The sequence below is a fragment of the Nocardia sp. NPDC050412 genome, from assembly GCF_044458825.1.
Lineage (GTDB): Bacteria > Actinomycetota > Actinomycetes > Mycobacteriales > Mycobacteriaceae > Nocardia.
In genome coordinates, this window is sequence record NZ_JBITIJ010000001.1 from 509,941 (window position 1) to 536,185 (window position 26,245).

The 26,245-nt window shown below is 66.6% G+C and carries 25 protein-coding genes; 18 read left to right on the forward strand and 7 right to left on the reverse strand.

The window, feature by feature from the left end; all coding sequences use genetic code 11:
• The 5 genes from gmk (at position 1) to ACIBI6_RS02410 (ending at position 6,217) form a co-directional block, all read left to right on the forward strand.
• Entirely contained in the window at positions 1-585 is a 585-nt protein-coding gene (gene gmk, locus ACIBI6_RS02390) for a guanylate kinase (protein ID WP_364340211.1), read from the forward strand.
• Positions 586-643: 58 nt separating this feature from the next.
• Positions 644-925, forward strand: a complete 282-nt coding sequence (rpoZ, locus tag ACIBI6_RS02395) for a DNA-directed RNA polymerase subunit omega (RefSeq protein ID WP_040692158.1) — start codon at positions 644-646, stop codon at positions 923-925.
• A 24-nt stretch (positions 926-949) separates the two neighbouring features.
• Positions 950-2,173 (forward strand): bifunctional phosphopantothenoylcysteine decarboxylase/phosphopantothenate--cysteine ligase CoaBC, encoded by a 1,224-nt coding sequence (gene coaBC, locus ACIBI6_RS02400; RefSeq protein WP_364340214.1) that lies wholly within the window; start codon positions 950-952, stop codon positions 2,171-2,173.
• A gap of 285 nt (positions 2,174-2,458) precedes the next feature.
• A complete protein-coding gene (gene metK / locus ACIBI6_RS02405; protein WP_364340216.1) occupies positions 2,459-3,670 on the forward strand; it encodes a methionine adenosyltransferase in 1,212 nt (403 codons plus the stop codon).
• 45 nt (positions 3,671-3,715) lie between these two features.
• Positions 3,716-6,217: a primosomal protein N' gene (locus ACIBI6_RS02410; protein ID WP_396955256.1), complete on the forward strand. Its 2,502-nt coding sequence runs from the start codon at positions 3,716-3,718 to the stop codon at positions 6,215-6,217.
• A 72-nt stretch (positions 6,218-6,289) separates the two neighbouring features.
• Here the strand turns inward: ACIBI6_RS02410 and ACIBI6_RS02415 are convergent, their stop codons facing one another.
• Entirely contained in the window at positions 6,290-7,135 is an 846-nt protein-coding gene (locus ACIBI6_RS02415) for an NAD(P)H-binding protein (RefSeq protein WP_396955069.1), read from the reverse strand.
• A gap of 74 nt (positions 7,136-7,209) precedes the next feature.
• Between ACIBI6_RS02415 and ACIBI6_RS02420 the strand changes: the two genes are divergently transcribed.
• The 4 genes from ACIBI6_RS02420 to ACIBI6_RS02435 all read left to right on the forward strand — a co-directional run bounded on the left by ACIBI6_RS02420 (position 7,210) and on the right by ACIBI6_RS02435 (position 10,094).
• Positions 7,210-7,800, forward strand: a complete 591-nt coding sequence (locus ACIBI6_RS02420; RefSeq protein ID WP_364340219.1) for a TetR/AcrR family transcriptional regulator — start codon at positions 7,210-7,212, stop codon at positions 7,798-7,800.
• 239 nt (positions 7,801-8,039) lie between these two features.
• A complete protein-coding gene (locus tag ACIBI6_RS02425; RefSeq protein WP_364340221.1) occupies positions 8,040-8,696 on the forward strand; it encodes a PadR family transcriptional regulator in 657 nt (218 codons plus the stop codon).
• Between the two features lie 62 nt (positions 8,697-8,758).
• A complete protein-coding gene (locus tag ACIBI6_RS02430) occupies positions 8,759-9,808 on the forward strand; it encodes an esterase/lipase family protein (RefSeq protein WP_396955070.1) in 1,050 nt (349 codons plus the stop codon).
• Positions 9,809-9,890: 82 nt separating this feature from the next.
• Entirely contained in the window at positions 9,891-10,094 is a 204-nt protein-coding gene (locus ACIBI6_RS02435; RefSeq protein WP_364340225.1) for a hypothetical protein, read from the forward strand.
• Here the strand turns inward: ACIBI6_RS02435 and ACIBI6_RS02440 are convergent.
• Both ACIBI6_RS02440 and ACIBI6_RS02445 read right to left on the reverse strand, forming a co-directional pair.
• Entirely contained in the window at positions 10,063-12,015 is a 1,953-nt protein-coding gene (locus tag ACIBI6_RS02440) for a VWA domain-containing protein (protein WP_396955071.1), read from the reverse strand. The genes ACIBI6_RS02435 and ACIBI6_RS02440 overlap by 32 nt on opposite strands.
• Positions 12,012-13,406, reverse strand: coding sequence for an ATP-binding protein (locus tag ACIBI6_RS02445; protein WP_364340229.1), 1,395 nt, complete (start codon positions 13,404-13,406; stop codon positions 12,012-12,014). Before ACIBI6_RS02445 ends, ACIBI6_RS02440 begins: the two co-directional genes overlap by 4 nt.
• Positions 13,407-13,635: 229 nt before the next feature.
• Between ACIBI6_RS02445 and def the strand changes: the two genes are divergently transcribed.
• The 4 genes from def to ACIBI6_RS02465 all read left to right on the forward strand — a co-directional run bounded on the left by def (position 13,636) and on the right by ACIBI6_RS02465 (position 17,629).
• A complete protein-coding gene (def, locus tag ACIBI6_RS02450; protein WP_396955072.1) occupies positions 13,636-14,199 on the forward strand; it encodes a peptide deformylase in 564 nt (187 codons plus the stop codon).
• Positions 14,199-15,122 carry a methionyl-tRNA formyltransferase gene (fmt, locus tag ACIBI6_RS02455; protein ID WP_364340235.1) on the forward strand — a complete coding sequence of 308 codons (924 nt, stop codon included), beginning with the start codon at positions 14,199-14,201 and terminating at the stop codon, positions 15,120-15,122. Before def ends, fmt begins: the two co-directional genes overlap by 1 nt.
• Positions 15,123-15,766: 644 nt before the next feature.
• Positions 15,767-17,083, forward strand: coding sequence for an RsmB/NOP family class I SAM-dependent RNA methyltransferase (locus tag ACIBI6_RS02460; protein ID WP_396955073.1), 1,317 nt, complete (start codon positions 15,767-15,769; stop codon positions 17,081-17,083).
• Positions 17,084-17,293: 210 nt separating this feature from the next.
• Positions 17,294-17,629, forward strand: coding sequence for an MmcQ/YjbR family DNA-binding protein (locus ACIBI6_RS02465; protein WP_364340720.1), 336 nt, complete (start codon positions 17,294-17,296; stop codon positions 17,627-17,629).
• Between the two features lie 6 nt (positions 17,630-17,635).
• Here the strand turns inward: ACIBI6_RS02465 and ACIBI6_RS02470 are convergent, their stop codons facing one another.
• Positions 17,636-18,439, reverse strand: coding sequence for an RNA polymerase sigma factor SigF (locus tag ACIBI6_RS02470; RefSeq protein ID WP_396955257.1), 804 nt, complete (start codon positions 18,437-18,439; stop codon positions 17,636-17,638).
• 86 nt (positions 18,440-18,525) lie between these two features.
• Complete coding sequence (locus ACIBI6_RS02475; protein WP_364340241.1) at positions 18,526-18,948, reverse strand: anti-sigma factor; 423 nt, start codon at positions 18,946-18,948, stop codon at positions 18,526-18,528.
• Between the two features lie 96 nt (positions 18,949-19,044).
• On the opposite strand from ACIBI6_RS02475, the gene rpe reads away from it, so the two are divergent.
• Positions 19,045-19,701, forward strand: coding sequence for a ribulose-phosphate 3-epimerase (gene rpe / locus ACIBI6_RS02480; protein ID WP_364340722.1), 657 nt, complete (start codon positions 19,045-19,047; stop codon positions 19,699-19,701).
• 11 nt (positions 19,702-19,712) lie between these two features.
• Here the strand turns inward: rpe and ACIBI6_RS02485 are convergent, their stop codons facing one another.
• A complete protein-coding gene (locus ACIBI6_RS02485) occupies positions 19,713-20,120 on the reverse strand; it encodes a hypothetical protein (RefSeq protein WP_364340242.1) in 408 nt (135 codons plus the stop codon).
• Positions 20,121-20,760: 640 nt separating this feature from the next.
• On the opposite strand from ACIBI6_RS02485, the gene ACIBI6_RS02490 reads away from it, so the two are divergent.
• From ACIBI6_RS02490 to ACIBI6_RS02505, 4 genes are all read left to right on the forward strand, one after another.
• Positions 20,761-21,384, forward strand: coding sequence for a riboflavin synthase (locus tag ACIBI6_RS02490; RefSeq protein WP_364340244.1), 624 nt, complete (start codon positions 20,761-20,763; stop codon positions 21,382-21,384).
• A 275-nt stretch (positions 21,385-21,659) separates the two neighbouring features.
• Complete coding sequence (locus tag ACIBI6_RS02495; protein WP_040692104.1) at positions 21,660-22,904, forward strand: bifunctional 3,4-dihydroxy-2-butanone-4-phosphate synthase/GTP cyclohydrolase II; 1,245 nt, start codon at positions 21,660-21,662, stop codon at positions 22,902-22,904.
• A 111-nt stretch (positions 22,905-23,015) separates the two neighbouring features.
• Positions 23,016-23,489 (forward strand): 6,7-dimethyl-8-ribityllumazine synthase, encoded by a 474-nt coding sequence (ribH, locus tag ACIBI6_RS02500; protein ID WP_364340246.1) that lies wholly within the window; start codon positions 23,016-23,018, stop codon positions 23,487-23,489.
• 3 nt (positions 23,490-23,492) lie between these two features.
• Positions 23,493-23,993 carry a PH domain-containing protein gene (locus ACIBI6_RS02505; RefSeq protein ID WP_364340248.1) on the forward strand — a complete coding sequence of 167 codons (501 nt, stop codon included), beginning with the start codon at positions 23,493-23,495 and terminating at the stop codon, positions 23,991-23,993.
• Positions 23,994-24,184: 191 nt separating this feature from the next.
• On the opposite strand, the gene ACIBI6_RS02510 is transcribed toward ACIBI6_RS02505, so the two are convergent.
• The gene (locus ACIBI6_RS02510) at positions 24,185-26,134 is read right to left on the reverse strand and encodes a gamma-glutamyltransferase family protein (protein WP_396955074.1); all 1,950 of its coding nucleotides are present in this window, start codon (positions 26,132-26,134) and stop codon (positions 24,185-24,187) included.
• Between the last annotated feature and the right edge of the window lie 111 nt (positions 26,135-26,245).

Here is a 26,245-nt window from a genome sequence, read left to right on the forward strand (position 1 = left end):
GTGGTCGAACACACGCGGAAGGGTCGACTGGTAGTACTGGTCGGCCCCTCGGCCGTGGGCAAGTCGACCGTGGTCCGCTGCGTCCGCGAGCGGCTGCCCCAACTGGTCTTCAGCGTGTCGGCGACAACCCGGGCCCCCCGGCCCGGGGAGGTCGACGGCCGCGACTACCGGTTCGTGTCCCGGGAGGAGTTCGACGCCATGATCGCGGCGGGCGAACTCCTCGAGTGGGCAGATATCCACGGGGGACTGCAGCGCTCGGGCACGCCGGCCGCACCGGTCCGTGACGCACTCGCAGCCGGCCTGCCGGTGCTCGTCGAGGTGGACCTCGAGGGCGCGCGGTCGGTGCGCAAGGCCATGCCGGAGGGGCTGCTGGTATTTCTCGCCCCGCCGAGCTGGGACGAACTGGTTTCCCGGCTGACCTCGCGGGGCACTGAATCACCCGAGGTGATCGCCCGCAGGTTGGAGACCGCCAGGACGGAATTGGCGGCCTGTGACGAGTTCGACATCGTCATAGTGAACGACGAGGTGACCAGCGCCTGTGAGCAGTTGGTATCGTTGTTCGTTAGCACAAATTCGAGTTCGTGACCCGCACTCTCGGAAAACCACCCAGCCTGAAGAACCGATCCCCGCAGGAGCCCTCTCAGTGAGCAGTACGGACATCAAGCCCGCGCCCGCATACGACACTCCGGTCGGCCTCACCAACCCCCCGATCGACGAGTTGCTCGAGCGCACCTCGTCCAAGTACGCGCTGGTGATCTACGCGGCCAAGCGGGCCCGTCAGATCAACGACTACTACAACCAGCTCGGCGACGGCATTCTCGAATACGTCGGCCCGCTGGTCGAGCCCGGCCTGCAGGAGAAGCCGCTGTCGGTCGCGATGCGTGAGATCCACTCCGACCTGCTCGAGCACTCCGAAGGCGAGTAACAACCCATCTAGGCCGGAGGCGTAGTGACCACACGGATCGTCGTCGGCGTCGGCGGAGGGATCGCCGCCTATAAGGCCTGTTCGATCGTGCGCCGGTTCACCGAGACCGGGCACCAGGTACGGGTGATCCCCACCGAGTCGGCGCTGCAGTTCGTCGGCAAGGCAACCTTCGAGGCACTCTCCGGGAACCCGGTGCACACCGATGTGTTCACCGATGTGCCCGAGGTGCCGCATGTGCGGTTGGGCCAGGAGGCGGACCTTGTGGTCATCGCCCCGGCGACCGCTGATCTGATGGCGCGTGCCGCACAGGGCCGCGCCGACGATCTACTCACCGCCACGTTGCTGACGGCCCGATGTCCGGTGTTGTTCGCGCCCGCGATGCATACCGAGATGTGGGAGCATCCGGCCACCGTCGCCAATGTCGCGACGCTGCGCGCGCATGGTGCGATCGTCATGGAACCCGCGTCGGGCCGGTTGACCGGTACCGATACCGGTCCCGGACGGTTGCCTGAGCCCGAGGAGATCTTCGGGCTGGCGACGCTGCTGCTGGAACGCGCCGACGCCATACCGCGCGATCTGGTGGGCCGCCGCGTGGTGATCACCGCGGGCGGCACCAGGGAACCGCTGGATCCGGTGCGCTTCCTCGGCAATCGCAGCTCAGGCAAGCAGGGCTACGCATTGGCCAGGGTCGCCGCACAGCGCGGCGCCCAGGTCACGTTGATCGCGGGCAATACGATCGAGATGGCCGCACCCGCCGCCGTCGACCTCGTGCACATCACGACCGCCGAACAACTCAAGACCGCCGTCGAGAAGCATGCGCTCGGTGCGGATGCGGTGATCATGGCCGCGGCCGTCGCCGACTTCCGGCCGACCACCGTGGCCGCCGCCAAGATCAAGAAGGGCGCACACGAGCCCGACGTGATCCCGCTGACCAAGACCGACGATATTCTCGCCGGACTGGTTCAGGCGCGCCGCGACGGTCAGCTACCCGGAACCGCGATCGTCGGCTTCGCCGCCGAAACCGGTGACGAACACGGCGATGTGCTCACGCACGCGCGGGCCAAACTGGCGCGCAAGGGCTGTGATCTGCTGGTCGTGAACGCGGTCGGCGAGGGCAAGGCGTTCGAGGTCGACACCAACGACGGCTGGCTACTCGGTGCCGACGGCACCGAACAGGCGCTCGACCACGGATCGAAGGCATTGCTCGGGAGCCGGGTGCTGGATGCGCTCGGTCCGTTGCTGCGCTGAGACCCATTGCGGCGCTTGGTTTGCTGGGCACCCAGGGTGTCCGGTGGATACGCCGCCGCGTGATGGTTAGGCTGTTGTCGACCGCAACCCGGACTGGTCGATGTGTTGGAGGCTGGAGCCCCGGCCCGATATGTCGACGGATTTCAATAGTCTGAGACAGTTGCCTGTCGACAACCCCGTCGCGTCGGTGGTTTGGAATAGTCTGAATGAAGGGTTGTGCGGTGGCCGCATCGCGTTACCGTCGCAATCCGATACGAGTAACCCGTTGAGGGAGAGGGAAGAACTGTGCCCACGTCCGGCAGCCGCCTTTTCACCAGTGAGTCCGTGACCGAAGGTCATCCGGACAAGATCTGTGACGCCATCAGCGATTCCATCCTCGACGCCCTGCTTGCGGCGGATCCGCACAGCCGGGTGGCGGTGGAAACTCTCGTTACCACCGGCCAAGTCCACGTCGCGGGTGAGGTCACCACATCGGCTTATGCGGATATTCCGAAAATTGTCCGCGAAAAGGTTCTGGAAATCGGATACGACTCGTCGGCAAAGGGTTTCGACGGAAATTCCTGCGGTGTGAACATTGCGATCGGCGCGCAGTCGCCGGATATCGCACAGGGCGTCGACACCTCGCACGAGGCGCGCACCGCCGGATCGGATGACGAGATCGAGCGGCAGGGCGCGGGCGACCAGGGCCTGATGTTCGGCTACGCCAACACCGACACTCCCGAGCTGATGCCGCTGCCGATCGCACTTGCACACCGGCTTTCGCGTCGGCTGACCGAGGTCCGCAAGTCGGGCGTGCTGCCGTACCTGCGTCCGGACGGCAAGACCCAGGTGACCATCGAATACGACGGGGATCGCCCGGTTCGCCTCGACACGGTAGTCATCTCCACCCAGCACGCCGCCGATATCGACCTGGACAATCTGCTCGCCCCCGATATCCGCGAGAAGGTCGTCGATGCGGTGGTTGCCGATCTGGAACTGCCCACCCTGGACACCTCCGATATCCGGCTGCTGGTCAATCCGACCGGCAAATTCGTCCTCGGTGGCCCGATGGGCGACGCCGGCCTGACCGGTCGCAAGATCATCGTCGATACCTACGGCGGTATGGCGCGCCACGGTGGTGGCGCGTTCTCCGGTAAGGATCCGTCGAAGGTGGACCGCTCGGCCGCCTACGCCATGCGCTGGGTCGCCAAGAATGTGGTCGCGGCCGGACTTGCCGACCGGGTCGAGGTCCAGGTCGCCTATGCCATCGGCAAGGCCGCACCGGTGGGTCTGTTCGTCGAAACCTTCGGCACCGAGAAGGTCGATCCGGCGCGAATCGCAACGGCGATCACCGAGGTCTTCGATCTGCGCCCCGGCGCGATCATCCGCGACCTCGACCTGCTGCGCCCGATCTACGCGCCGACCGCCGCGTACGGCCACTTCGGCCGCACCGACGTCGACCTGCCCTGGGAGCACACAGACCGTGCCGACAAGCTGCGCGCGGCCGTAGGCCTGTAGTTACATCGGGGCCGCGTGCACCAATCCACAGCGGACCTCACCGCCATGGCTCCCGCGGATGCCGGAGCCGCGGCGGGGCACGATTCGACAGCAGCGGGACACCCGATCGCTCGGGTGCTCCCGCTGCTGTCGCCTGCTCACCTGGACCGCGACTTCGACTATCTGGTCCCCCCGGAGTTGGACGAAATCGCCCAACCCGGTGTCCGGGTCCGAGTCCGGTTCGCCGGCCGCCTCGTCGATGGATATCTGCTGGCCCGTCTGTCCCATAGCGAACACACCGGCAAACTGGTCGAACTCGAACGCGTGGTCTCCGCCGAACGCGTCCTGACCCCGGAAATCCTGCGACTCGCCACTGCCGTAGCCGCCCGCTACGCAGGCACGCGCGCCGACGTCCTGCGCCTCGCGATTCCGCCGCGCCATGCGCGCACCGAGAACGGCGGCTCGAAGAAGGCAGCCGAACCCGAAGTGCCGCAAGAAGATTCGTCCGAATCAATTGATGGCGGCTCTGGTGAAGCTGCGGATCGAACGACGCAGACGGCGACAACCGCCGTCTCTGTCGAATCCGCTGCGTCCGTCGAGGCGGTCGCGACGCTCGATCATTCCGCTGGGGCGCGCACCGAGGGTCGCGAGGACGAGGCGGTCGACGTTGCACGCGATCGGTCCGGTACTGTTCCGGCGCCCGTGCGATGGGTCGACCACGAGGCGGCTGTTGGTGCTGGATCGGAGCCGCCGTCAGCTGATTCGACCGAATCGGTGGCGGATTCTGGTGCCGGGATGTCGGCAGGGCAGGAGGGGACCGGTTCGGCCGGTGCAGCCAACACGGATGCGGAGTCGGAGGAGGCCGTCGCGGCAACGGATGTGGGCGCTGTCCTTGCGAACGAATCTGCGAATGACACTGTGGCGCTGGTTGATTCGGGTCGGACGGGTGTGCCGGACGGTGTGGATTTGCCGTCGTGGGAGCGGTATATCCATGGGGTGACGTTTGTGGCGTCGCTGGGGCAGGGGAAAGGGGTGCGGGCCGGGTGGCAGGCGGTGCCGGGGGAGGATTGGGCGCGGCGGTTGGCGGAGTTGGCGGCGGTCGTCGTCGGGCGGGGGCGCAGTGCGATTCTGATGGTGCCGGATCAGCGGGATCTGGATCGGGTGTTGGCCGAATGCGTTCGGCTGGTGGGCGATTCGGCGGTCGGATTGGCGGCAGGGTTGGGACCGGCCGCGCGGTATCGGCGGTGGTTGGCGGCATTGCGGGGAACTGCGCGGGTGATTGTCGGGACGCGCAGTGCGGTGTTCGCGCCCACGATCGATCTCGGGTTGATCGCGATCTGGGATGACGGGGACGACACCTATGCCGAGCCACGGGCGCCGTATCCACATGCGCGTGAAGTCGCGATGCTGAGGGCGCATGAGACCGGGGCGGCATTCGTTGCTGCCGGATTCGCGCGGACGGCGGAGATCCAGGCGGTGGTCGATTCGGGGTGGGCGCATGATCTGGTCGCCGATCGTGCTGTGGTGCGCAAATTCTCGCCGCGCATCAGTGCGCCGGGTGACTCCGATATCGCGATGGAGCGCGACCCGGTCGCGCGGGCGGTCCGCATTCCGGCCGTTGGTTACGCTGCCGCGCGATCCGCACTCGCGGAAGGTGCGGCGGTGCTGGTGCAGGTGCCGCGGCGCGGATATATTCCGGCGCTGGCCTGCGCGAAATGCCGTACACCCGCCCGATGTCGGCACTGCAATGGCCCACTTTCCCTGCCGGACGGGCGAGCCGGGCATCGGGGCGAGACCGCGCATAGTCCCGCGTGCCGCTGGTGCGGAATCACCGAGGCCGCATTCCGCTGTCCGGCTTGCGCTTCCAGGGCGCTGCGTGCGGTGGTGATCGGCGCGGCTCGCACCGCCGAGGAGTTGGGTCGTGCGTTCCCCGGCGTGCCGATTCGCGGATCCAGTGGCGGCGCGATGCTCGACACGGTGGAACCGGGCCCGCAGGTGATTGTCGCGACCGTCGGCGCGGAGCCGGTGCTGCCCGGCGGTTATGGCGTCGCGCTGCTGCTCGACGGCTGGGCGCTACTGAGCCGTGCGGACCTGCGCGCCGCCGAGGACACGCTGCGCCGCTGGATGTCGGCCGCCACCCTGGTGCGCAATCACGGCCAGGTCATCGTCATGGCCGAACCCTCGCTGCCGACCGTCCAAGCGCTGCTGCGCTGGGATCCGCTCGGCCACGCCCGCGCCGAGGTGGCCAGCCGCGCCGAGGTCGGCTTTCCACCCTCGGTGCGAATGGCCGTCATCGACGGTACTTCGGGCTCCATCGCCGAATTGCTCTCAGCCGCAAAGCTTCCAGATAATGTCGACCTACTCGGCCCAGTACCTCTCCCACCGGGGGCCCGCAAACCCTTCGACAGCGGCGATACCCCGGCCGAAGTCGAACGCATGCTCCTGCGCGTGAACCGCTCCTCCGGCGCCGCCCTGGCCCGCGCTCTTACCGCCGCCCAGGCCGTCCGCAGCACCCATCGCTCCGACGCCCCGCTCCGCGTTCAAATCGATCCTGTCGACATCGGCTGAGAAGCTGCTCGCCCTCGGCAGCGCTGTGCGAGATCGCGAGGGCGAGCAGCGAATTCGGCTCGGTGGCCAGGGTTAGCCGAAGATGGCGCGATTGCGTCGCGCCCATTCGGCATAGGAGGTCGCTGGCCGCCCGAGCGCCCGTTCGACATCGGCGCTGACCTGCTGCTCGGCAGACGTCGGCGTGCCGAGGATATCGAGCGTGCCATCCGCGACATCCTCCGGCATAAATCGCAACATGCCGGAACGCGCCTGCTCGCGGGTGAGTTCGACGAACCGCAGCGGGGTTCCCAACGCATCTTCGACGGCACGGGCCTGCTGGCGCGGGCTGATCGCTGCGGGTCCGGTCAGTTCGTAGGTGCGCCCGGAGTGGCCGTCGGTGCGCAATACAGTCGCGGCGACCTCGGCGATATCGCCGGGATCGATGGCGGGCAGTGCGATATCGGCGAAGGGTGCGGCAATCAACTGCTGAGCCCGGATCGACTCGATCCACGCGTAGGTGTTGGAGAAGAATCCGGTGGGCCGCAGAATCGTCCAGTCCAACTCCGACCGTTGCAGCGCGGACTCGAACGCATGCAGTCGCGCGTGTGAGGCGAGTTCGGGCCTGGTACCCGTCGCCTGCGACGACAGCAGCACCACCTTCTTGACCCCGCCCGCCGCGGCGACCTCGATGAACCGCGCCGGATCAGGTCCGGTTACCAACTGTGGTCCGGTCAGCAGCAGGAAGAGCGCATCCGCGTTTTCGACTGCGGGGGAGAGGCTTTCGGGTTCGGCGAGATCGGCCCGCCGGTGCCGCACGCCGTCGGGCACTGCGATGTCCTTGTTCGCGCGAGATACGGCGGTCACCTGCTCGCCGGCGGCGGCGAGATGCTGCACGAGGTTGCGTCCGATATTGCCCGTCGCTCCGGTCACTACGATCACGTTCACTCCTGAGTTAGTTGGCTGACTAAAATGACCGTAGTCGACCGATCGAGCGCTTGTCTATAGTTAGTTGTATGACTAACTCGGTCGAAGGTCGGCGCACGCCGCCCAAGTTGGGCAAGCGGGAACGCCTCGCCGCCGCGGCCGCCCAGGTGTTCCATGAGCAGGGCGTCGAGAAGACGACCATCGCCGATATCGCGCGGACCGCCGAGGTTCCGCTCGGCAATGTGTACTACTACTTCAAGACCAAAGATCAGCTGGTCGAGGCGGCACTCGGCGCGCATGCGCAGACGTTGCGGGACTTGATCACCGCGCTGGAGCACTGCGCCGAGCCGCGAGATCGGCTTAAGGCCCTGGTTCGGGGCTGGGTCGACCAGCGAGACCGCGCCGTGCAATTCGGTTGCCCCACCGGAACTCTGGCCTCGGAGCTGGGTAAACGTGGCGACGGGCTGGAGCTGGCATCGGCGGCGAGTATTCGCACGCTGCTCGACTGGATCGAGCAGCAGTTCACCGCAATGGGGCGCGTGGATGCGGAAGAGCTCGCGGTCGCGCTGTTCGCCGCCTATCAGGGGATTTCGTTGCTGACCAATACCTTCCGCGATCCGGAACTCATGGTGACCGAGGGGCATCGGCTCGAGCGCTGGATCGATTCGCTTGCGACATAACGGCTTCGGTTGCCGTCCGCGGGTGTCGACCGCCATCTGGCGGCTCGTTGGTGACTTGCTCAACCAGCACATCTCGCTCGTGTGACATGTCCCGACACGGGCCGCGCGTCGACGATGTGCGGCCCTTCCTCGTATCAGAGCATCCGGTCGGTTCGTGTCACGCATCACTCTTGCATGCGATGCATTGCCGATATATCGTCGATAGCGTGAGATATACACGAGAGCCCAAGGAGGCTGACATGGAAAACATCGAATACGGAGAATTCAGAGGTCGTGGCCGCTGGCGGAAGCCGGGGCACGACGAGGTCGACGCCGGTCGTCACCAGCATCGCCGCGGGGGGCGGCACGGTTTCGGACCCGAGTTCGGCCCGGGCTTCGGTCCTGGTTTCGGGCCCGGTTTCGGTCCGGGATTCGGACGTGGGCGCGGCCGCGGCGGTCGGGGCAGGCGCGGCGACGTGCGTGCCGCGGTGTTGTTGCTGCTCACCGAGCGTCCGATGCACGGCTACGAGCTGATTCAGCAGATCAGGGAGCGCAGCGACGATGTCTGGCGCCCGAGCCCGGGATCCATCTACCCGGCGCTCGCGCAGCTCGAGGACGAGGGTCTGGTGCTCATCGAGAAGGTCGCCGGACGCAAGACCGCGAAGCTCACCGCCGCGGGCGAGACCTACGTCGCCGAGCATCGGGACGAACTCGGCGATCCCTGGGCCGATGTCAAGGAGGACGTCGGCACTCAGGCGATGGATCTGCGTGCGCTCATCGGACAGCTGATGGGTGCGGCCGCTCAGGTCGCGGCGGCGGGTACTCCGCAGCAGGCGACTCGGGCCGCGGAGGTGCTCACCGAGGCGCGTAAGTCGTTATACCGCATTCTCGCCGAAGACGATGCCCCCGAAAAGTGATGGCAATGTGAAACATCGCTCGAGCGTGCACTTTTCGAGCCGATCGGGTACATCATTGTGATATGGAACAGCCGAACGGTCAGTGGGGTTGGGGAGTATCACAGTTCAAGCGAGTTGCGTTTGCCGGTGTCTTGGCCGGAGCCGTCGTTTTCGGCTCCGGCGCGGCACCGATCGCGGGCGCTCAACCAGCTGATCCCGAGGCGGTGAGTGCGCCGGTCGCCGGATATCGCCCGCCGGATGTACCCACCCGAATCGGTCCTGAACAGCCGGACCATCTGGCCGCTGCGGTCTATCAGAAGACGCACAAGAACGCGGCTCCGGCCGGTACCAACAACTTCGACTGCAAGCCGACCGCCGAGCATCCCCGCCCGGTCGTCCTGGCGCACGGCACCGATTCGTCGGCCTACTCCGACTGGGCGGCCATCGGACCGCAGGTCTCGGCGCTCGGCTTCTGCGTCTTCGCGCTCAACTACGGCGGCGCCCCCGGCAAGGACACCTGGGGCACGGAGGACATCGCGGTGAGCGCCTACCAGTTCGGCGCATTCGTCGACCAGGTGCTGGCCGCCACCAATGCCACCCAGGTCGATATCGTCGGATTTTCCCAGGGCGCCAACGTCACTCGCTACTACGTGAACAAGCTCGATGGCGCGCCGAAGGTCGGCAAGTGGATCGGCCTTGCATCGCCGAGCTACGGCGGGGTGATGTACGGACTGGTGCCGGTGGCGCAATCGATTCCGGGTGCGCTGCAGGCCTTCGCGCGGGTCACCTCACTCGCGGCGGTGCAGCAGGTGCAGGGGTCGCCCCTGATGGCCGAACTCAACGCGGGTGGTGACACCGTGCCCGGCCCGCACTACGTGACCATCGGCAGCCGCGTCGACGAGATGATTCAGCCCTTCAGCAATATCGCATTGCACGGCCCGAATGTGGAGAACATCGCACTACAGGACGAGTGCGCGGTCGACCTGACCGGTCACTTCCACATGGTCTACGACCCATTCGTGCAGGAACTGCTGCTGCGGACGCTGGACCCGGTCCACGCACCCGCTCCGACGTGCCGGGACGTGCCGCTCGGCACCGGTATCCCCGAGGTCATCATCGCCGGACATTCCTGACCCTGGCGACCGGGCGGAGGTATCGCCCTCCGCCCGGTTCTGCTGTCCATACCGGATTTTCGCCGTGTGGGTGGATTCTTAGATGCGCGCCGAAGGCGAGTCTCGAATCCCGTTGAGCCGGATGCGAGTACTCTCCGCGGCGATCGGCATCGCCGACGAGAGTGGTATCGAAGGGCTGACAATACGTCGGTTGGCCGAAGTGCTCGGGGTCGAGGCGATGTCGCTGTATCACCACGTGGTCAGCGACCAGCGGATCAACCGCGCCTGCCGCGCAGGTAGTCGCTGACCACTGCGGCGCCGAGTCCGTCCAGATCCGGCGCCACCACGCGACCGCGGCTGCGGCGGGCCACCAAATCGACGAACGCGGCCAGGCTCGGATCCTCGCCGAGCATGAAGACGGTCACCGACGCGCCGAGTTTGGCCAGGGCATCGACCTGGGCCATCGTCACGGCCAGCGTGCGCGGCGCGGTCGGCCAATTGAAGTACGCCGCACCGTTCGGCTCCAGATGCGCAGTCGGCTCGCCATCGGTCACGACGAGCACGACGGGCACCGCGTCCGGATGTCTGCGCAGATGGCGCGCCGCCAGCAGCAGTGCGTGGTGCAGGTTCGTGCCCTGTTCCCACACGCCTTCCAGCGCAGTCAGTTCGCCGATATCGACGGTGGTGGCGTGCCGACCGAAGGTGATCAGGCTCAGTGCGTCGGAGCGGAATCGAGTGCTGATCAACTGATGCACCGCGAGGGCGGTGCGCTTCATCGGCAGCCACCGGCCCTCCTGCACCATCGACCACGAGGTGTCTACGCAGAGCGCGACCGCGGCCCGCGAGCGCTGCTCGGTTTCCATGATCTCGACATCGGACACATCGAGCGTGACGCTGCGACTGCCCACCGACATCGAACGCAGCACCGCATTGCGCACGGTCTTCGGTACGTCCCACGGTTCGGTATCGCCGAACTGCCATGTGCGAGTGGCGCCCGTCGGCTCCCCCGCCGCACCGGCCAACCGGGTATCCCGCTCGCCGCGTCGAGACCGCAACTGCCCGATGACATCGCGCAGCGCGGTCTCGCCGAGCCGTCGTAAAGCCTTGGGCGTCAACCGCAGTGAGCCGTCCGGCGCCCGTTCGAATACGCCCTGTCTGCGCAGTTCGCGTTCCAGTTCGGCGAGCCGGGCGGCATCCACGCTCGCGTCGTCGCCGAGTTGGCGGGCCAGGGCATCCAGATCGATATCCTCGAGGCTGGCGCCCGGATAGGACTGGCTCAGCTGCTCGGCGAGCGCGTCCAGTTCGGCGAGATCCTGCAGGGCTTGGGTGCCCGCACCGAGGCCCAACGGGTCGTTGCCGCGAAACCGTTGGGCGGAGTCCCAGTCCTCGCCCGGTCGCAGCGCCCGCAGGGCGGCGTCGAGGGCGGCGACCTGCTGGGCAATGAGCGGATCGCCGAATGCCTGCCCGATCAGCCCGGCCAGTTCGGCTTGCTGCTCGGCGGACATCGAGTTCAGCATGCGCTGTGCGGCGGCAGACCTGGCGGCGAGCGCATCGATCAGCTCATCGGTATTGCGCGGATTCTCCGGGAAGAACTCGCCATGCTCGGCCATGAATTCGGCGAACTGCTGTTCGGTGTCCTCGCCTCGTGCATGCGCGGCGAGCAGATCGTTCAGATCGGACAGCATCCGTCCGACGCGCTCGACATCCTCGGGTGTGGTGTTCTCCAGCGCCTGTTTCATGCCCTGGAACCGTGATTCGAGCAGCTCCTGACCGAGCAGGTCGCGGATCTTCTGATAGTTCTCCCTGCCGGCTTCGGATCGCCACTGGTATTCGGCCAGCTCGTTGACGGCGGCCGCGGTGCTCGGCGGCAAGGCGTCCAGCTGTGCTTCGGCGAATCTGGCGTCGTCGGATGGATCCGGAAACAATTCGCGTCGCTCGGCTTTCAGAGCCTGCTCCAGCAGTTCACGGACCTGTTGCAGGGTGCCGTCGAGCCGGTGTCGTCGACTGATCTCCGCGCGGCGCTGCCACACCTGCCGGGTGAGCTCATCGAGCCCCCGCATTTCGCGCATACCGCGGCGCAGCAGCTCCTCCAATGCGGTGCGGGGTGAGCTGCCCTCCATCACGTCGCGCCCGATCTGGTCCAGTGCCTCGCGCAGATCGAGCGGGGGTGCCAGTGGATCGGGCCCGTCGTGATAGGGCCCGTAGGCGTAGCGGTCCGGGGCGGTCACGAGCCGTACACCGCGACGCCGTCGTCGGAGTCCTTGGCTATCTGGCGGGCCAGGTAGAGGGCTTCCAGCGCGAATTCGACCGCCGATGCGATCCGAGCAGGCGGTTCGTCGGCGCCGACCCCGAGCCGACGCGCGACCTCGTGCAGGACGGGTAGTTCCGGCAACGCGGACAGCACGTCTTTACCGGGGACTCGTTCGCCTGTGGTGACCAGATGTCCGTCGCCGACTGCCTCCGCCAACGGTCGCAGGTTCAGCCCACCGAGCAGCGCACTCCCGGTCTCGGCGAACGAACGCCGCATCAAGTGCGTGAGATGCTCCTGCTCACGTCCTTCCTCACCGGACTCGAATTCCAGCTTGCCGCGCAATACCGCGGGTACGGATTCCAGGTCGACGGGACGCGCGACGGCGGGGTGTTCGCCGGTGAGCGCCGATCTGCGCAGTGCGGCGGCGGCCACGGTTTCCGCGGCGGCGACCGCGAATCGCGCGGACACACCGGAGCGCTGGTCGATGGCGGACGATTCGCGCAGGTGCCGCACGAACCGGGCGAGCACCTCGATCAGCGGGTCGCCGACCTCGGCCACCAGTTCGGCCTCCTGCCGGACCAGCGCCACCTCGGCCGAGACGCTCAGCGGGTAGTGGGTGCGGATCTCCGCGCCGAACCGATCCTTCAGCGGGGTGATGATCCGGCCGCGGTTGGTGTAGTCCTCGGGGTTGGCCGTCGCGACGAGCAGCACGTCGAGCGGCAGTCGCAGCGTGTAACCGCGGACCTGGATATCGCGCTCCTCCATCACATTCAGCAGCGCGACCTGAATGCGTTCGGCGAGATCGGGCAGTTCGTTGATGGCGACGATGCCGCGGTGGGCGCGCGGTACGAGTCCGAAGTGGATGGTCTCGGGATCACCGAGGCTGCGGCCCTCGGCCACCCTGACCGGGTCGACATCGCCGATCAGGTCACCGACGGAGGTGTCCGGCGTGGCGAGTTTCTCCGCATAGCGCTCGGAGCGGTGCCGCCAGGTGACCGGCAGGTCATCGCCCAATTCCTCGGCCAGTCGGCGACCGGCCGGGCTGATCGGTGCGAGCGGATGCTCGCCCAGTTCAGTACCCGCGATGACGGGTGTCCACTCGTCGAGCAGGCCGATCATGGTGCGCAGCAGCCGGGTCTTGCCTTGGCCGCGCTCACCGAGCAGTACGACATCGTGGCCGGCCAGCAGCGCACGTTCCAGCTGCGGCAGGACGGTTCGATCGAAGCCGACGATGCCCGGCCAGGGATCGTCGCCGGAACCCAACCGGGACAACAGGTTCTCGCGAATCTCGGACTTCACGCTGCGCGGCAGATGGCCGCCCGCGCGCAACTCGCCGACGGTAGTCGGCAGGTGCTCAGGAACAATCACCCCATCGACGCTACGTCGGTTCGGCGATGCGGTCGACGTTCAGCCGCGCTCGGAAACACGCCGGAAATAACCTTGACAAGCGCGGGCGGCCGGGCGGAGGGATGAACACCCCGCCCGGACCGCACTGGAGTTCTACCAGCTTTTCCCCGTTCGGTCGGGGAGATCGGTGTGAACGGGGTCGCTCTCTAGAATGAATCGACCGTGTTCATCGTTTTGGGGAGCCGCCACCGTGACCATTCAGCCCGTTCGCCTCTTCGGCGATCCCATCCTGCGATCACGTGCGGCGGAGGTCACCGAATTCGATCGTGAGCTGCGGCAGTTGGTCACCGATCTGACCGAGACCATGCACGACGACGGCGGGGTCGGGATGGCGGCGCCGCAGATCGGCGTCGGTCTGCGGGTTTTCGTCTACGACACCGAGGACGCCAGGGGACATCTGATCAATCCGACCTATAAGGTGGTCGGTGCGGAGGAGCAGGTCGGGCCCGAGGGCTGCCTGTCGATTCCCGGGCTGCGCTATGACACGCGACGTGCGCTGCGGGTGCGGGCCGCCGGTGTCGACGTGAACGGTAAGCCGGTGGAATTCGCGGCCGAGGGCCTGCTGGCCCGGTGCGTGCAGCACGAGACCGATCATTTGGACGGTGTGCTGTTCATCGATCGGCTCGATCCCGCACAGCGCAAGGAGGCGATGCGCACCATTCGCGAATCCGATTGGTTCAGCGCGGGTATCACCGTGCGCAGTTCGCGTGCGCTCGGCTCGACCGAGGCCGGACCGTTCGGACGGGGCCGCTGATGCGCATTGTCTTCGCGGGGACACCGGAACCGGCGGTCCCGTCGCTGCAGCGTTTCATCGATTCGGAGCGGCACGAGGTGCTCGCCGTGCTGACCCGCCCCGATGCGGTCGCCGGGCGCGGGCGCAAGGTGCAGCGGTCGCCGGTCGGGCGGCTCGCCGATGAGCACGGCATTCCGGTGCTGACGCCGCGGCGCCCCGCCGAGCCCGAATTCATCGAGCAGCTCACCGAATTGTCGCCCGATTGTTGTCCGGTGGTGGCATACGGTGCGCTGCTTCCGCAGCGGGTGCTCGATATCCCTCGGTTCGGCTGGATCAATCTGCATTTCTCGCTTTTGCCTGCTTGGCGCGGCGCGGCGCCGGTCCAGGCGGCAATCGACGCGGGCGACGAGATCACTGGCGCGTCCACGTTCCAGATCGAGGCGGGCTTGGATACCGGGCCGGTTTTCGGTGTGGTGACCGAGAAGATCGCGGTGACCGATACCGCGGGCGCGTTGCTCGACCGGCTTTCGAACACCGGGGCGGTACTGCTCGAGAAGACGCTCGACGGCGTGGAAGACGGGACGCTGCAAGCTGTTCCGCAAGCTCATGACGGTGTTTCCTACGCACCCAAGGTGCCGGTCGAGGCCGGACATATCCGCTGGGATCAGCCCGCGCTGGCGATCAATCGTCGCATTCGCTCGGTCACCCCCGCGCCCGGTGCCTGGACCGAGGTGAACGGTAGCCGCTTGAAGGTCGGTCCGGTCGAGATGGTCGAGGAGGTCCTGCCGGAACGGGCGATCGAGGTCCGCAAGTCCGGCGTCTTCGTCGGCACCGCGACCACCGCGGTCCGCCTCGATCAGATTCAGCCACAAGGCAAACGCATGATGTCCGCCCTCGACTGGGCTCGCGGCGCGCGCCTGCAGCCTGGCGCGGTGGTCGAGTGATGACGAATCGCAAGTCCGCCGAGAAATCCGTCGACGGCGGTTGGCTCACCCGCGCGACGTCATCGAAAAGTGGTGCACAACAGAAGAATTCGCAGTCCTTACGGCGCGACGACGAAGCTCGACCGTGGCGCACCGACCAGACCCGTGGCGATGCGCCACGGCCCCGATCAGAGCGGCGGAATATGACCGAACAGCGCAAGTCCGCATCATCGGGGGACGGTTCGTCGCAGCGCAAAGGTTCGCGCTCGGCGCAGGGCAAAGGCTCGGTGCGCGGTGGATGGCAGGGCCGAGGAGTCGGCGGACAGGACGATCCGGAGAGGCGTGGCGATGCCACGAGGCGGTCTTCGGCACGGGATGACAGCCCCCGGGACGCGAGTCGGTCTGGCAATGACCGACGTGCGCGGGGTGAGAGAGATGCGGCGTCCGGCGGGCAGCGGCGGGCCAACCGCCCGGCGAAGTCCAGTTCGGCCGGATCGAACGAGGGGCGACAGGCTGCGGGTGGTGCTGAGCGGCGTTCGAATCCTGCGCGGGGTTCGGCTGCAGCGGCAGGCCGAGCCGGTGGCGCTTCGGACAGGCCTGTCGATGCAACGAAAGGCCGTGGGCGGCAAAAGGATTCGGTAGCACACGGCGATCCGGTGCGGCTCGTGGCGCGGGATGTGTTGCGGGCGGTGCGGGAGCGGGAGGCTTACGCGAATCTTGTGCTGCCAGGGTTGCTGCGGGAGCGGCGGATTTCGGGGCGGGATGCGGCGTTGGCGACCGAGCTGACCTACGGGACCTGCCGTTCGCTCGGGCTGCTGGATGCGGTGATCGCGGCGGGTGCTGGGCGGCCGGTTGACGAAATCGATGGGCCGCTGCTGGATGTGCTGCGGCTCGGGGTGTATCAGTTGCTGCGGACCCGGATCGGGGCGCATGCGGCGGTGGATACCTCGGTGGCATTGGCGCGCACGGAATTCGGCGCGGGCAAAGCGGGTTTCGTGAATGCCGTGCTGCGGCGGGCGGGGGAGAAGTCCGTCGATGCCTGGGTGGACGAACTCGCGCCGCGAGATCCGGTGGGCCGGTTGGCATTCGAATTCGCGCATCCGGTCTGGATCGCGCAGGTGTTCGCGGATGCGCTCGGCGCTCGGGCCGGGGAACTGCGGGATGTGCTGGCGGCCGATGATGCTCGACCGATCGTGCATCTGGTGGCTCGTCCCGGCGATATCACCGCTGAGGAACTGGCACTGGTGACCGGCGGTGAAGAGGGCAAGTGGTCGCCGTACGCGGTCTACCTCGACGGCGGCGGCGATCCCGGCAAGCTGGAGCCGGTCCGCGAAGGTATGGCGGCAGTACAGGACGAGGGCAGTCAACTCGTTGCACTCGCGCTGACCCGAGCAGAACTGGAAGGTACGGACAACGGCCGCTGGCTCGATCTGTGCGCCGGACCCGGTGGCAAAGCGGCCCTGCTCGGTGCGATCGCCGCAATAGACGGCCATCGCGTCGACGCGGTCGAACCGGCAGAACACCGCGCCGAGCTGGTCCGCAAGACGGTCCGCGACCTACCCGTCGACGTGCACGTTGCCGACGGTCGCAACAGCGGCCTCGCCCCTGGCTACGACCGCATCCTCGTCGACGCACCGTGCACCGGCCTAGGCGCACTGCGTCGCCGCCCAGAGGCCCGCTGGCGGCGTACCCCTTCCGATGTCGCCGAACTGGTTGTCCTGCAACGCGAACTCCTCGCCGGCGCATGGGATCTCCTGCGCCCCGGCGGCGTGGTCCTCTACTCGACCTGCTCCCCCCATCTCCTGGAGACCGTCGCCGTCGTCGCCGACGCGGCCCGCCGCACCAACGCCATCCAACTCGACACCCGCGAGCTCCTGCCCGGCGTCACCGATATCGGCGATGGCCCCGGCGCCCAACTCTGGCCACATCGCCACGGCACCGACGCCATGTTCCTCGCCGCCCTGCGGAAGCCTCTCGAGTAGCACCTGCTCCGAGGCGGGTCCGGCGACCTGCCAGGATCGCCCTCTGGCAGTCGGACCGGTAGCGAGCCATGTCGCGGTTCGGGTCGTCGCACATCATTGTTGTCGGCCGTTGCATCGGTCGGCCCGAAAAGACCACAGGAGGTCCACACTCCGAGGCGACATTCGTCCAAGCCGCAGGCGCGTCGGCGGCGCAGACTGAATCGCGTGGCGATGACATGGCAGCAGGTGGTGGCGCTGGCCACCGAACTTCCCGAGGTGGCGGAGTCGACGTGGTGGCGCAGTCCCGCGCTGAAGGTGAGCGGAAAGGGGTTCGCGCGGTTGCGGTCGGAGGCCGAGGGCGGACTCGTACTGCTGTGCGAGATGGCGGAGAAGGATGCCATGCTCACCTCCGGTGATCCGGCCTTCTACACCACCCCGCACTACGACGGATACCCCTACATCCTCATCGACCTCGACCGGATCGAGCCCGATCACCTCCGCGAACTGCTCGACGCCGCCTGGTGCTTGACGGCGCCCGCGAAACTTCGCAAACAACAGGCACGCTGAGGCTACTCAGTCGCGGGCCGACTGTTCGCGCAGACGGGCAAGGGTCTTCGCGAGAATGCGCGAGACGTGCATCTGCGAGATCCCCATCCGCTGGGCGATCTGGGTCTGCGTCATCGATTCGAAAAACCGCATGGTGAGGATGCGGCGTTCGCGTTCCGGGAGTCCGGCGAGCAGCGGACGGATCGCGACATACTCCTCGACCCGGTCGAATTGCGACTCCTCCTCGCCGAGGGTGTCGAGCAGCGATGCCTCGGTATCGCGACCGAGTGAGGCGGCGTCGATCGAGCTCGGCTGGTAGGCGTTGCCCGCGATGACGGCCTGGGTCACCTCGTCGGGATCCACATCGAGTTCGGCCGCAATCTCTTTCGCGGTCGGGGAGCGGCCGAGGGTTTGCGAGAGCGCGTCGATGGCCGCGCCGATGCGCAGATGGGTCTCCTTCACCCGTCTCGGTACCCGCATGGCCCAAGTGTTGTCGCGGAAATAGCGACGCACCTCACCCATGATCGTCGGCACCGCGAAGGACAGGAAATTCGAGCCGCGCGAAATATCGAAACGGTCCACCGCATGCACCAAACCGACCCGCGCGACCTGCGTGAGATCGTCGAACGGCTCACCGCGCCCACTGAATTTGCGGGCGATGTGATCCGCGAGCGGAATGCACCGGCCGATCAGCTCTGCACGCAGTGCGGTATGCCGCGCGGTGCCCGGTTTACTTGCGGCGAGCTGCTCGAACAGCGCGCCGACATCGTCGTACCCCGCGCCGGACGCCTGTAGGGTTTCGACTTCCTCTGCGGCTTCTTCGGTCAGCACGGGTTCGGCGTCGTCCTGGGCTTCTTCGGTCAGCACGGGTTCGGCGTCGTTCTGCTCGGCGTCGGACACAGTGTTCTCGTCCGCCACTACGCTTTCCCCCGGACCCGACGGAACTCCACCGTCGTCGGATATCCGGATGCGGCCGAGTCGAACGGGTCCTGTGTCGCTTGTACTTCATCGGTGAGGGTGCGCAGTACATGCCAGCCGAAGCTGCGCTGATCCGGCAGCCCCTCCGTCCCGGCTAGGCCGGTCACCTTGACGAGCAATTCGGTGTCACCCACGGTGAACCGGCAGTGCAGGCTGGTCGCCGGTGCCGCGACCGCGATCAGCGTCGAGCACACCTCGTCAACGGCCAGCCGGACATCGGCCACCTCGTCGAGGGTGAAATCGCTGAGCAGCACCAGTGTTTCGGCGAGCCCGCGCACGATCGGCAGCTGCGTCACCGACGCAGCCACCCGAATCTCCACCGGGGTGCTGTAGAGCCCCTGTTCCGCCGAAATGTTGATCACCCTATGCAGGCTACCCACTCCCGGCCGGAGCAACCCTAGGTACCGGTAAGCTCCCGCGATGTGTCCAGTTCGACGTTTACGCGCCCGCCCACGCCGATGATCGCCCCATCCATCCTCTCCGCCGACTTCGCACGCCTCGCGGATGAGGCAAACGCGGTGCATGGCGCCGATTGGTTGCATGTCGATGTGATGGACGCACACTTCGTGCCGAATCTCACCCTCGGGCTTCCGGTGGTCGAAAGTCTGTTGAAGGCCACCGACATTCCGCTCGACTGCCATTTGATGATCGAGGATCCGGCCCGCTGGGCTCCGCCCTACGCGGAGGCGGGTGCGTACAACGTCACCTTCCATGCCGAGGCGACCGACGATCCGATCGCGGTCGCGCGCGATATTCGCGCGGCCGGTGCCAAGGCCGGTCTTTCGGTGAAGCCGAATACGCCGATCGAGCCGTATCTGGAAATCCTGCGCCACTTCGACACACTGCTGGTGATGAGCGTGGAGCCGGGCTTCGGCGGACAGTCGTTCATTGCACATGTGTTGGAAAAGGCGCGAATCGTGCGCCGACTGGTGGACGCGGGCGAACTGCGTTTGATCGTGGAAATCGACGGCGGCATCAATGCCGATACGATCGAGGCCGCCGCAGAGGCAGGCATCGATTGTTTCGTCGCCGGATCCGCGATCTACAACACCGCCGACCCGGGTGCGACCGTCGAAAAGCTGCGGCAGCAAGCCGCGGCGCTGCGCAGCTCCTAGTCGCGAAACTGCTAGCGGGCGGGCACTTTCCGGCTGCCGATGGCGCGCGTCGCCTCGATCACCGCGCTGAGCGGTGGCAGGGTGGTCGCGTTCTCCGGCGGCTGGATCCAGGTGCGGTAGCCGGTGCGCTCGTCATCCGGTGAGGGCAGCGCGACCTGACTCCCCGTGCATGCGACGGTCGCGTAGATCCGGAACAGCTCCGCGGAGACGGCCACGCTGAGGGTATCGGGGCGGGCCGGACCGGTGATGAAGGTCCAGCGCTCGGCTCGCGGGTGGTGCACAACCGGTGCTGCGATCTGCGCCTGGATGAGCTGCTGCTGCACCTGTTCGCCCAGGTCGGCGGGCATCGTGATCGCCCCGTAATAGGTGCCGATATGGAGCAGGATGCGGCGGGACGTCGGGTCGATCGAAGCCGGCATATGAAATTCGCTCCGGTACTGCACGCAGCGAACTTCGAGCGTCGAATCGACAAGAGTGGTCACGCAACACCCCCATTCGTGTCCAACCTGATTTGACCCACTGCTGTCTCCGGCTTCCTCGAGTGGTGGATTTCGCTGGGTACGAACTCGCCGGGCCACGTCGGACCGGGTAGAACCGTTCCGCACCGAACTGCTCGGGTCGAAGTTGAAGCATAGGAATCAGCTACATAACAATCTTGCGATCCTTTTCGGCGCTGCGCAAGGTTTTGGTCTAATCGTGTCTCCGTTGGGTATTACAACATGCTAGATACTATGTGCGACGGATGAAATCCATTCGTGTGGTTCCGGAACTGGTAATGAAAAATTATTGTCGCCGGAAAACAGCGATATTTCCGCACGGATGCGTAATATTTCGCTTCGAAAAATAATTGCCGCTGGTTCGGCGCGAGCCGCGGTGCTCTGCGGTCGGCTTACCGGCTACTTGCCGAACCCCCGGTATCCACCGCCCCGCTGGCTGGAACCGCGGTGCCGTCTACGACCCGGCGTCGTTAGGCTGAGGAGGGATCGGCGTACCGGCGGGAATAGTCGCCGGATCCCGGCTGTTCGGCACCGTAGAAACCACGCGACAGGGAGTCAAGGCATGTTCACAGGCATCGTCGAGGAACTCGGCGAGATCGTCGCCACCGAAGAGCTGGCCGATGCCGCTCGGCTGACGATCCGGGGCAAGCTGGTCACTTCCGATGCCGGGCACGGTGATTCGATCGCCGTCAACGGCGTCTGCCTGACCGTTGTCGATGTGGTCGACGGCGATTCGTTCACCGTCGACGTGATGCAGGAGACGCTGAACCGTTCCAGCATCGGCGGGCTCGGCACGGGTTCACGGGTGAATCTCGAGCGTGCGGCCGCGCTGAACAGCAGGCTCGGCGGCCACCTGGTGCAGGGCCACGTCGACGGCACCGGCACCGTGCTCACGCGCACGCCGTCGGAGAACTGGGAGGTCGTGCGGATCTCGCTGCCCGACGCGATCGCCCGCTATGTAGTGGAGAAGGGTTCGATCACCGTCGACGGCATCTCGCTGACCGTCTCGGGTCTCGGCATCGCCGACGTGCCCGCAGCCGACGGCAATCAGGACTGGTTCGAGGTCTCGCTGATCCCGACCACGCTGTCCATGACGAACCTGGGCGCCGCCGCCGTCGGCGCCACGGTGAACCTGGAAGTCGATGTCATCGCCAAGTACGTCGAACGCCTCCAACAGCGCGGCTGACAGCGAGTAGACGCTGTGCTGAACGTGCCGCTCCCACCCTGGCGGCCACCACGGAGCGAATTCTACGAGCGACCGCTCGCGGCCCGGCTCGCGTCCGCGCCGAAGGCTCGGCCATCGAACACAGCCGAGTGGCCGAAGCGCATACGACGCAGTCGTATGTCTCGACCGCTCGGACGCGAGACAGCAGGGGCCCGTGAACACGCCGCGCCGCAGGTGCGGCAGGTTGAGCACAGTACTGTATGGGGGCACCTATTTCGAGATGGAGCACAACAGACGTGACCAGGTTCGACACCATCGAGCGCGCAGTCGCCGATATCGCCGCCGGTAAGGCGGTCGTCGTCGTCGACGACGAGGACCGTGAGAACGAGGGCGACCTCATCTTCGCGGCGGAAAAGGCGACCCCCGAGCTGGTCGCCTTCATGATTCGCTACACCTCGGGTTATATCTGTGTGCCGCTCACAGGCGAGGACTGCGATCGGCTCGGCCTGCCGCCGATGTACGCGCAGAACCAGGACAAGCACGGCACCGCCTACACCGTGTCGGTCGATGCCAGGGAGGGCATCACCACCGGTATATCCGGCGCCGACCGTGCCACCACCATGCGACTACTCGCCGACCCGAATGCGAAGGCCGACGATCTGACCCGTCCGGGTCACGTGGTTCCGTTGCGCGCCAAGGAGGGCGGCGTGCTGCGTCGTCCCGGCCACACCGAGGCCGCGGTCGATCTGGCGCGGATGGCCGGATTGCAGCCTGCCGGTGTCATCTGCGAGATCGTGAGCCAGAAGGACGAGGGCCATATGGCCCGCACCGAGGAGCTGCGCGTTTTCGCCGACGAGCACAATCTGGCGCTGATCTCCATCGCGGAGATGATCGCCTGGCGGCGCAAGCACGAGAAGCAGGTCATTCGGGTCGCCGAGGCCAGGATCCCCACGGCGCACGGCGAATTCAAGGCCGTCGGCTATCAGAGCATCTACGACGATGTCGAACATGTCGCGTTGGTGCGCGGCGATATCGATGACGGTGACGATGTGTTGGTGCGGGTGCATTCCGAGTGCCTCACCGGCGACGTCTTCGGTTCTCTGCGCTGCGATTGCGGTCCGCAGTTGGACGCCGCACTGGAGATGGTGGCCCAGGAGGGTCGCGGTGTGGTCCTCTACATGCGCGGACACGAGGGTCGCGGCATCGGTCTGATGCACAAGCTGCAGGCTTACCAGCTGCAGGATTCTGGTCACGATACCGTCGATGCGAATCTGGAGCTCGGCCTGCCCGCCGACGCCCGCGACTACGGCACCGGCGCGCAGATCCTGGTGGATCTCGGGATCCGGTCCATGCGCCTGCTCACCAACAATCCGGCCAAGCGCGTCGGACTGGACGGCTATGGGCTGAAGATCACCGAGCGGGTGCCGATGCCGTTGCGCGCCAATGCCGAAAACCTGCGGTACCTGCGAACCAAGCGGGACCGGATGGGCCACGACCTGATCGGGTTGGATGAACTCGATCTCGGCGAGACCGCGCAGTGATTTCTCACATCGACGCAGCCTGGAAGGGAATTCAGTGAGCGAGCGCAGCGAGCCAACCATGTCACAGCGTGCATCGCGCATGCCGAAGCCGAGCGCCAGCGAGGCGCGGGCATGAGCGGCACTGGCGTACCCAGCTTCGAGCTGTCGGATGCCAAGGATCTGAAACTCGGCATCGTCGCCTCGCGTTGGCACACCCAGATCTGCGACACCCTCGTCGCGAATGCGGAGAAGGTGGCCAAGGATGCGGGCGTCGAGCACATCACCGTGGTGCGGTGCGCGGGTGCGATGGAACTTCCGGTGGTTGCTCAGGAATTGGCCCGCTCACATGACGCGGTGGTCGCGCTCGGTGTGGTGATCCGCGGTGGCACACCGCATTTCGAATACGTCTGTGATGCGGTGACGGCCGGTCTCACGCGGGTATCGCTCGATGCGGGTACGCCCGTGGCCAACGGCGTGCTGACCACCAATAACGAGGCGGAGGCGCTGGACAGGGCCGGATTGCCGGGCTCCGCCGAGAACAAGGGCGAACAGGCGGCCGCGGCAGCACTCGATGCCGCGTTGACGCTGCGCGCTCTGCGGCCGTAGACCATGCCGGTCGTTCGCATCTGGCGTAGAGGCCAGGCCGCGGCTACCGAATCGAGCTCCGGCGAGTGGGAGCTCGAGGTGCGGCCGCATCGCGCGGTTCGGACCGCATGGACCGTCGCGGTGCTGCTCGTCGCCGGGTTCACCGCAGGCGGCTTACTATTGCGTCACGGTTCGACGGGCGTGAACTTCCGCCTCGCGGACCAGTTCGCGATGATCGGCATCGGCGTACTCGGTGCGGCAGCGGTGCTCCTACTGACCCGGCCGCGCGTACGTGTCGGCAAGCGCGGCGTCTCGGTGCGGAACATCCTGGGTGACACCGAATTCCCCTGGGAGTACATCCGCGGTGTCTCCTTTCCGGACCGAAAGTCCTGGGCCCGCCTCGAACTGGTCGACGACGACTACGTCCCCCTCATGGCAATCCGCTCCAACGACAAGCAACGCGCTGTCGAGGCCTTGGACAAGCTGCGGATGCTGGGCGCGAAATATACTGCCGCGCAGGAGTAGGCGGGTGTATTGCTATCGGATTGCATGAGATCCGAAGCCCGCGTACTCGCCGATGCATTCACTAACGATCCGCTCATGGCCTACTTCTAGCCGATTGCGGCTCGCCGCCGAACAGCCTTGCCGCTGTTCCGCGATTCGCGCATCGGCCGGTGCTCTATCCGATGCTGCGGACCGGATAGAGCAGCAGCAGGTCAGCGGGTGTCGCCGAGGACGGCGCCTTCGCGCCTCGGGTCCGCACCGCCGATCCAGCCATCGCCGTCGCGCTGCAATGCGCTGAGGCCGCTGGATTGGGGTGCGACCGAGACTTGGTGGCCGAGTTCGCGCAGGCGTCGGACCAGCGGATCGTGATCGCCGTTATCGGTGGCATTGATGGCGGGGTGCTCGCCGCCGACGCCGGTCGCCGGACTGTTTCCGGCGCCGAAGGCGAGCGCGGAGACCGCCTGTTGTGGGTCCAGGCCCCAATCCAGGACGCCGATCAGGGCTTTCACGACGAACTGGATGATCACCGAACCGCCGGGGGAGCCGGCGACCTGGGTCAGATCGCCGCGGGAGCCGTCGGCATTGTGGTCGAAGACCAGAGTCGGGCTCATCGAGCTGCGCGGCCGCTTACCTGGCTGCACGCGATTGGCGACGGGGGCGCCATCGGTGCCGAGCGGATCGGCGGAAAAATCGGTGAGCTGGTTGTTCAGCACGAATCCGTCGACGAGATGGAACGATCCGAAGGCCGATTCCACCGTGGTGGTCATCGAGGCGGCATTGCCGTATTTATCGACCACCGAAATATGGCTGGTGCCGTGCTCGGGCGGCTGTGGCCCGACGCCCAGCGGCACCGGGCCGAAATCGCCGGGCTGCGCGGTGCCCATGCTGTGGCCGGGATCGATGAGACCGGCGCGCTGCTTCAGATAATCCCTGTTCAGCAGGGTCTGCGGCGAATTACCCGGCAGCGGAATGAAATCCGTATCGGCGACGTACTTGTTCCGGTCGGCGTAGGCGAGCCGCTCGGCCTCCGAGATCAGATGCACCGCTTCGGCCTTCGGTTTGCCGCCGTTGCGGTCGATATTGTCCGGCCTCAGCGCGGACAGGTCGAAGTTCTCCAGGATGCCGAGGGTGGCCGCGACGGTGATGCCGCCCGAGGACGGGCTCGGCATACCGCAGATCTCGTGCGCGCGGTAGTTCGTGCAGAGTGCGGTCCGCTTCTTGGCCTGATATCCGGCGAGGTCGTTGGCGGTGACGAGGCTCGGGGTGCGCCCGCCCGCAGTGGATCCGGCCGCGTCGACGATGTCGTGGGCGATGGCGCCGGTATAGAAGGCATTCGCGCCGTCGGTGGCAATGGCGTTCAAAGTCTTGGACATTGCCAGGTTGGTCAGTAGGGTGTCGGCCCGTTTCGGGGTGCCGTCCGGATTGAGGAAGTAGGCCTTCGCGGACTCGTCCACCGCGAGATCCTTGGCGGATTCGGCGATCTGACCGGCCAGGCGCGGACTGATCGGGAAGCCGCGATCGGCCAGCCCGATGGCCGGGTCGAACAGGTCCCGCCAAGCGGTCTTGCCGTGGTCGCGATGCGCCAGTTCCAGCATGCGCAAGACGCCGGGCACGCCGATCGAGCGTCCGCTCGCACGGGCACTCGGCTTCGGCTCGGTCCGATCGGTATCGCTGACCCAGCGCAGATAATTCTCGGTCGCCGCCGCCGGGGCGATCTCCCGACCGTCGTACGCCTCCACGCTCTTGCTGGCCGCGTCGTAATAGAGCATGAACGAGCCACCACCGATGCCGGAGGCCTGCGGCTCCACCAACCCGAGCACCATCTGCGCCGCGATGAGTGCATCCGCGGCCGTGCCGCCGTTGCTCAGCACCTCGCAGGCGGCCTTGGTAGAGACCGGGTTGGCCGTGGACACCGCATAGGTCTTGGTGCGCACCGCCGTCATATCGGATCGGTAGCCGGTCGCGATCTCCGGATTGGTGCTCAAATCCTTGGTCGCGCCAGGTGCCGCACCCGCTGAGGTCGCGACCACCGGGGTCCCGTTCGGCGTCGCACTACACGCCGCGTTCGCCGGTGTGTCATCGGATGAACATCCGCTGACAACGCCGACGATGAGCGTGAGCGCCGCCGCGGCGCTGACCCAGGTTCTTCGCGTGCCACTCATGGACCGCACTGTATCGCCGATCGGCGAGCGTCGCGTGGAATCCGGTGCCCAGCACTGGTGAGTTCAGCGAAAACGGTTAGTGGGCAATCGCATTGGGCACCCGTTGGGATG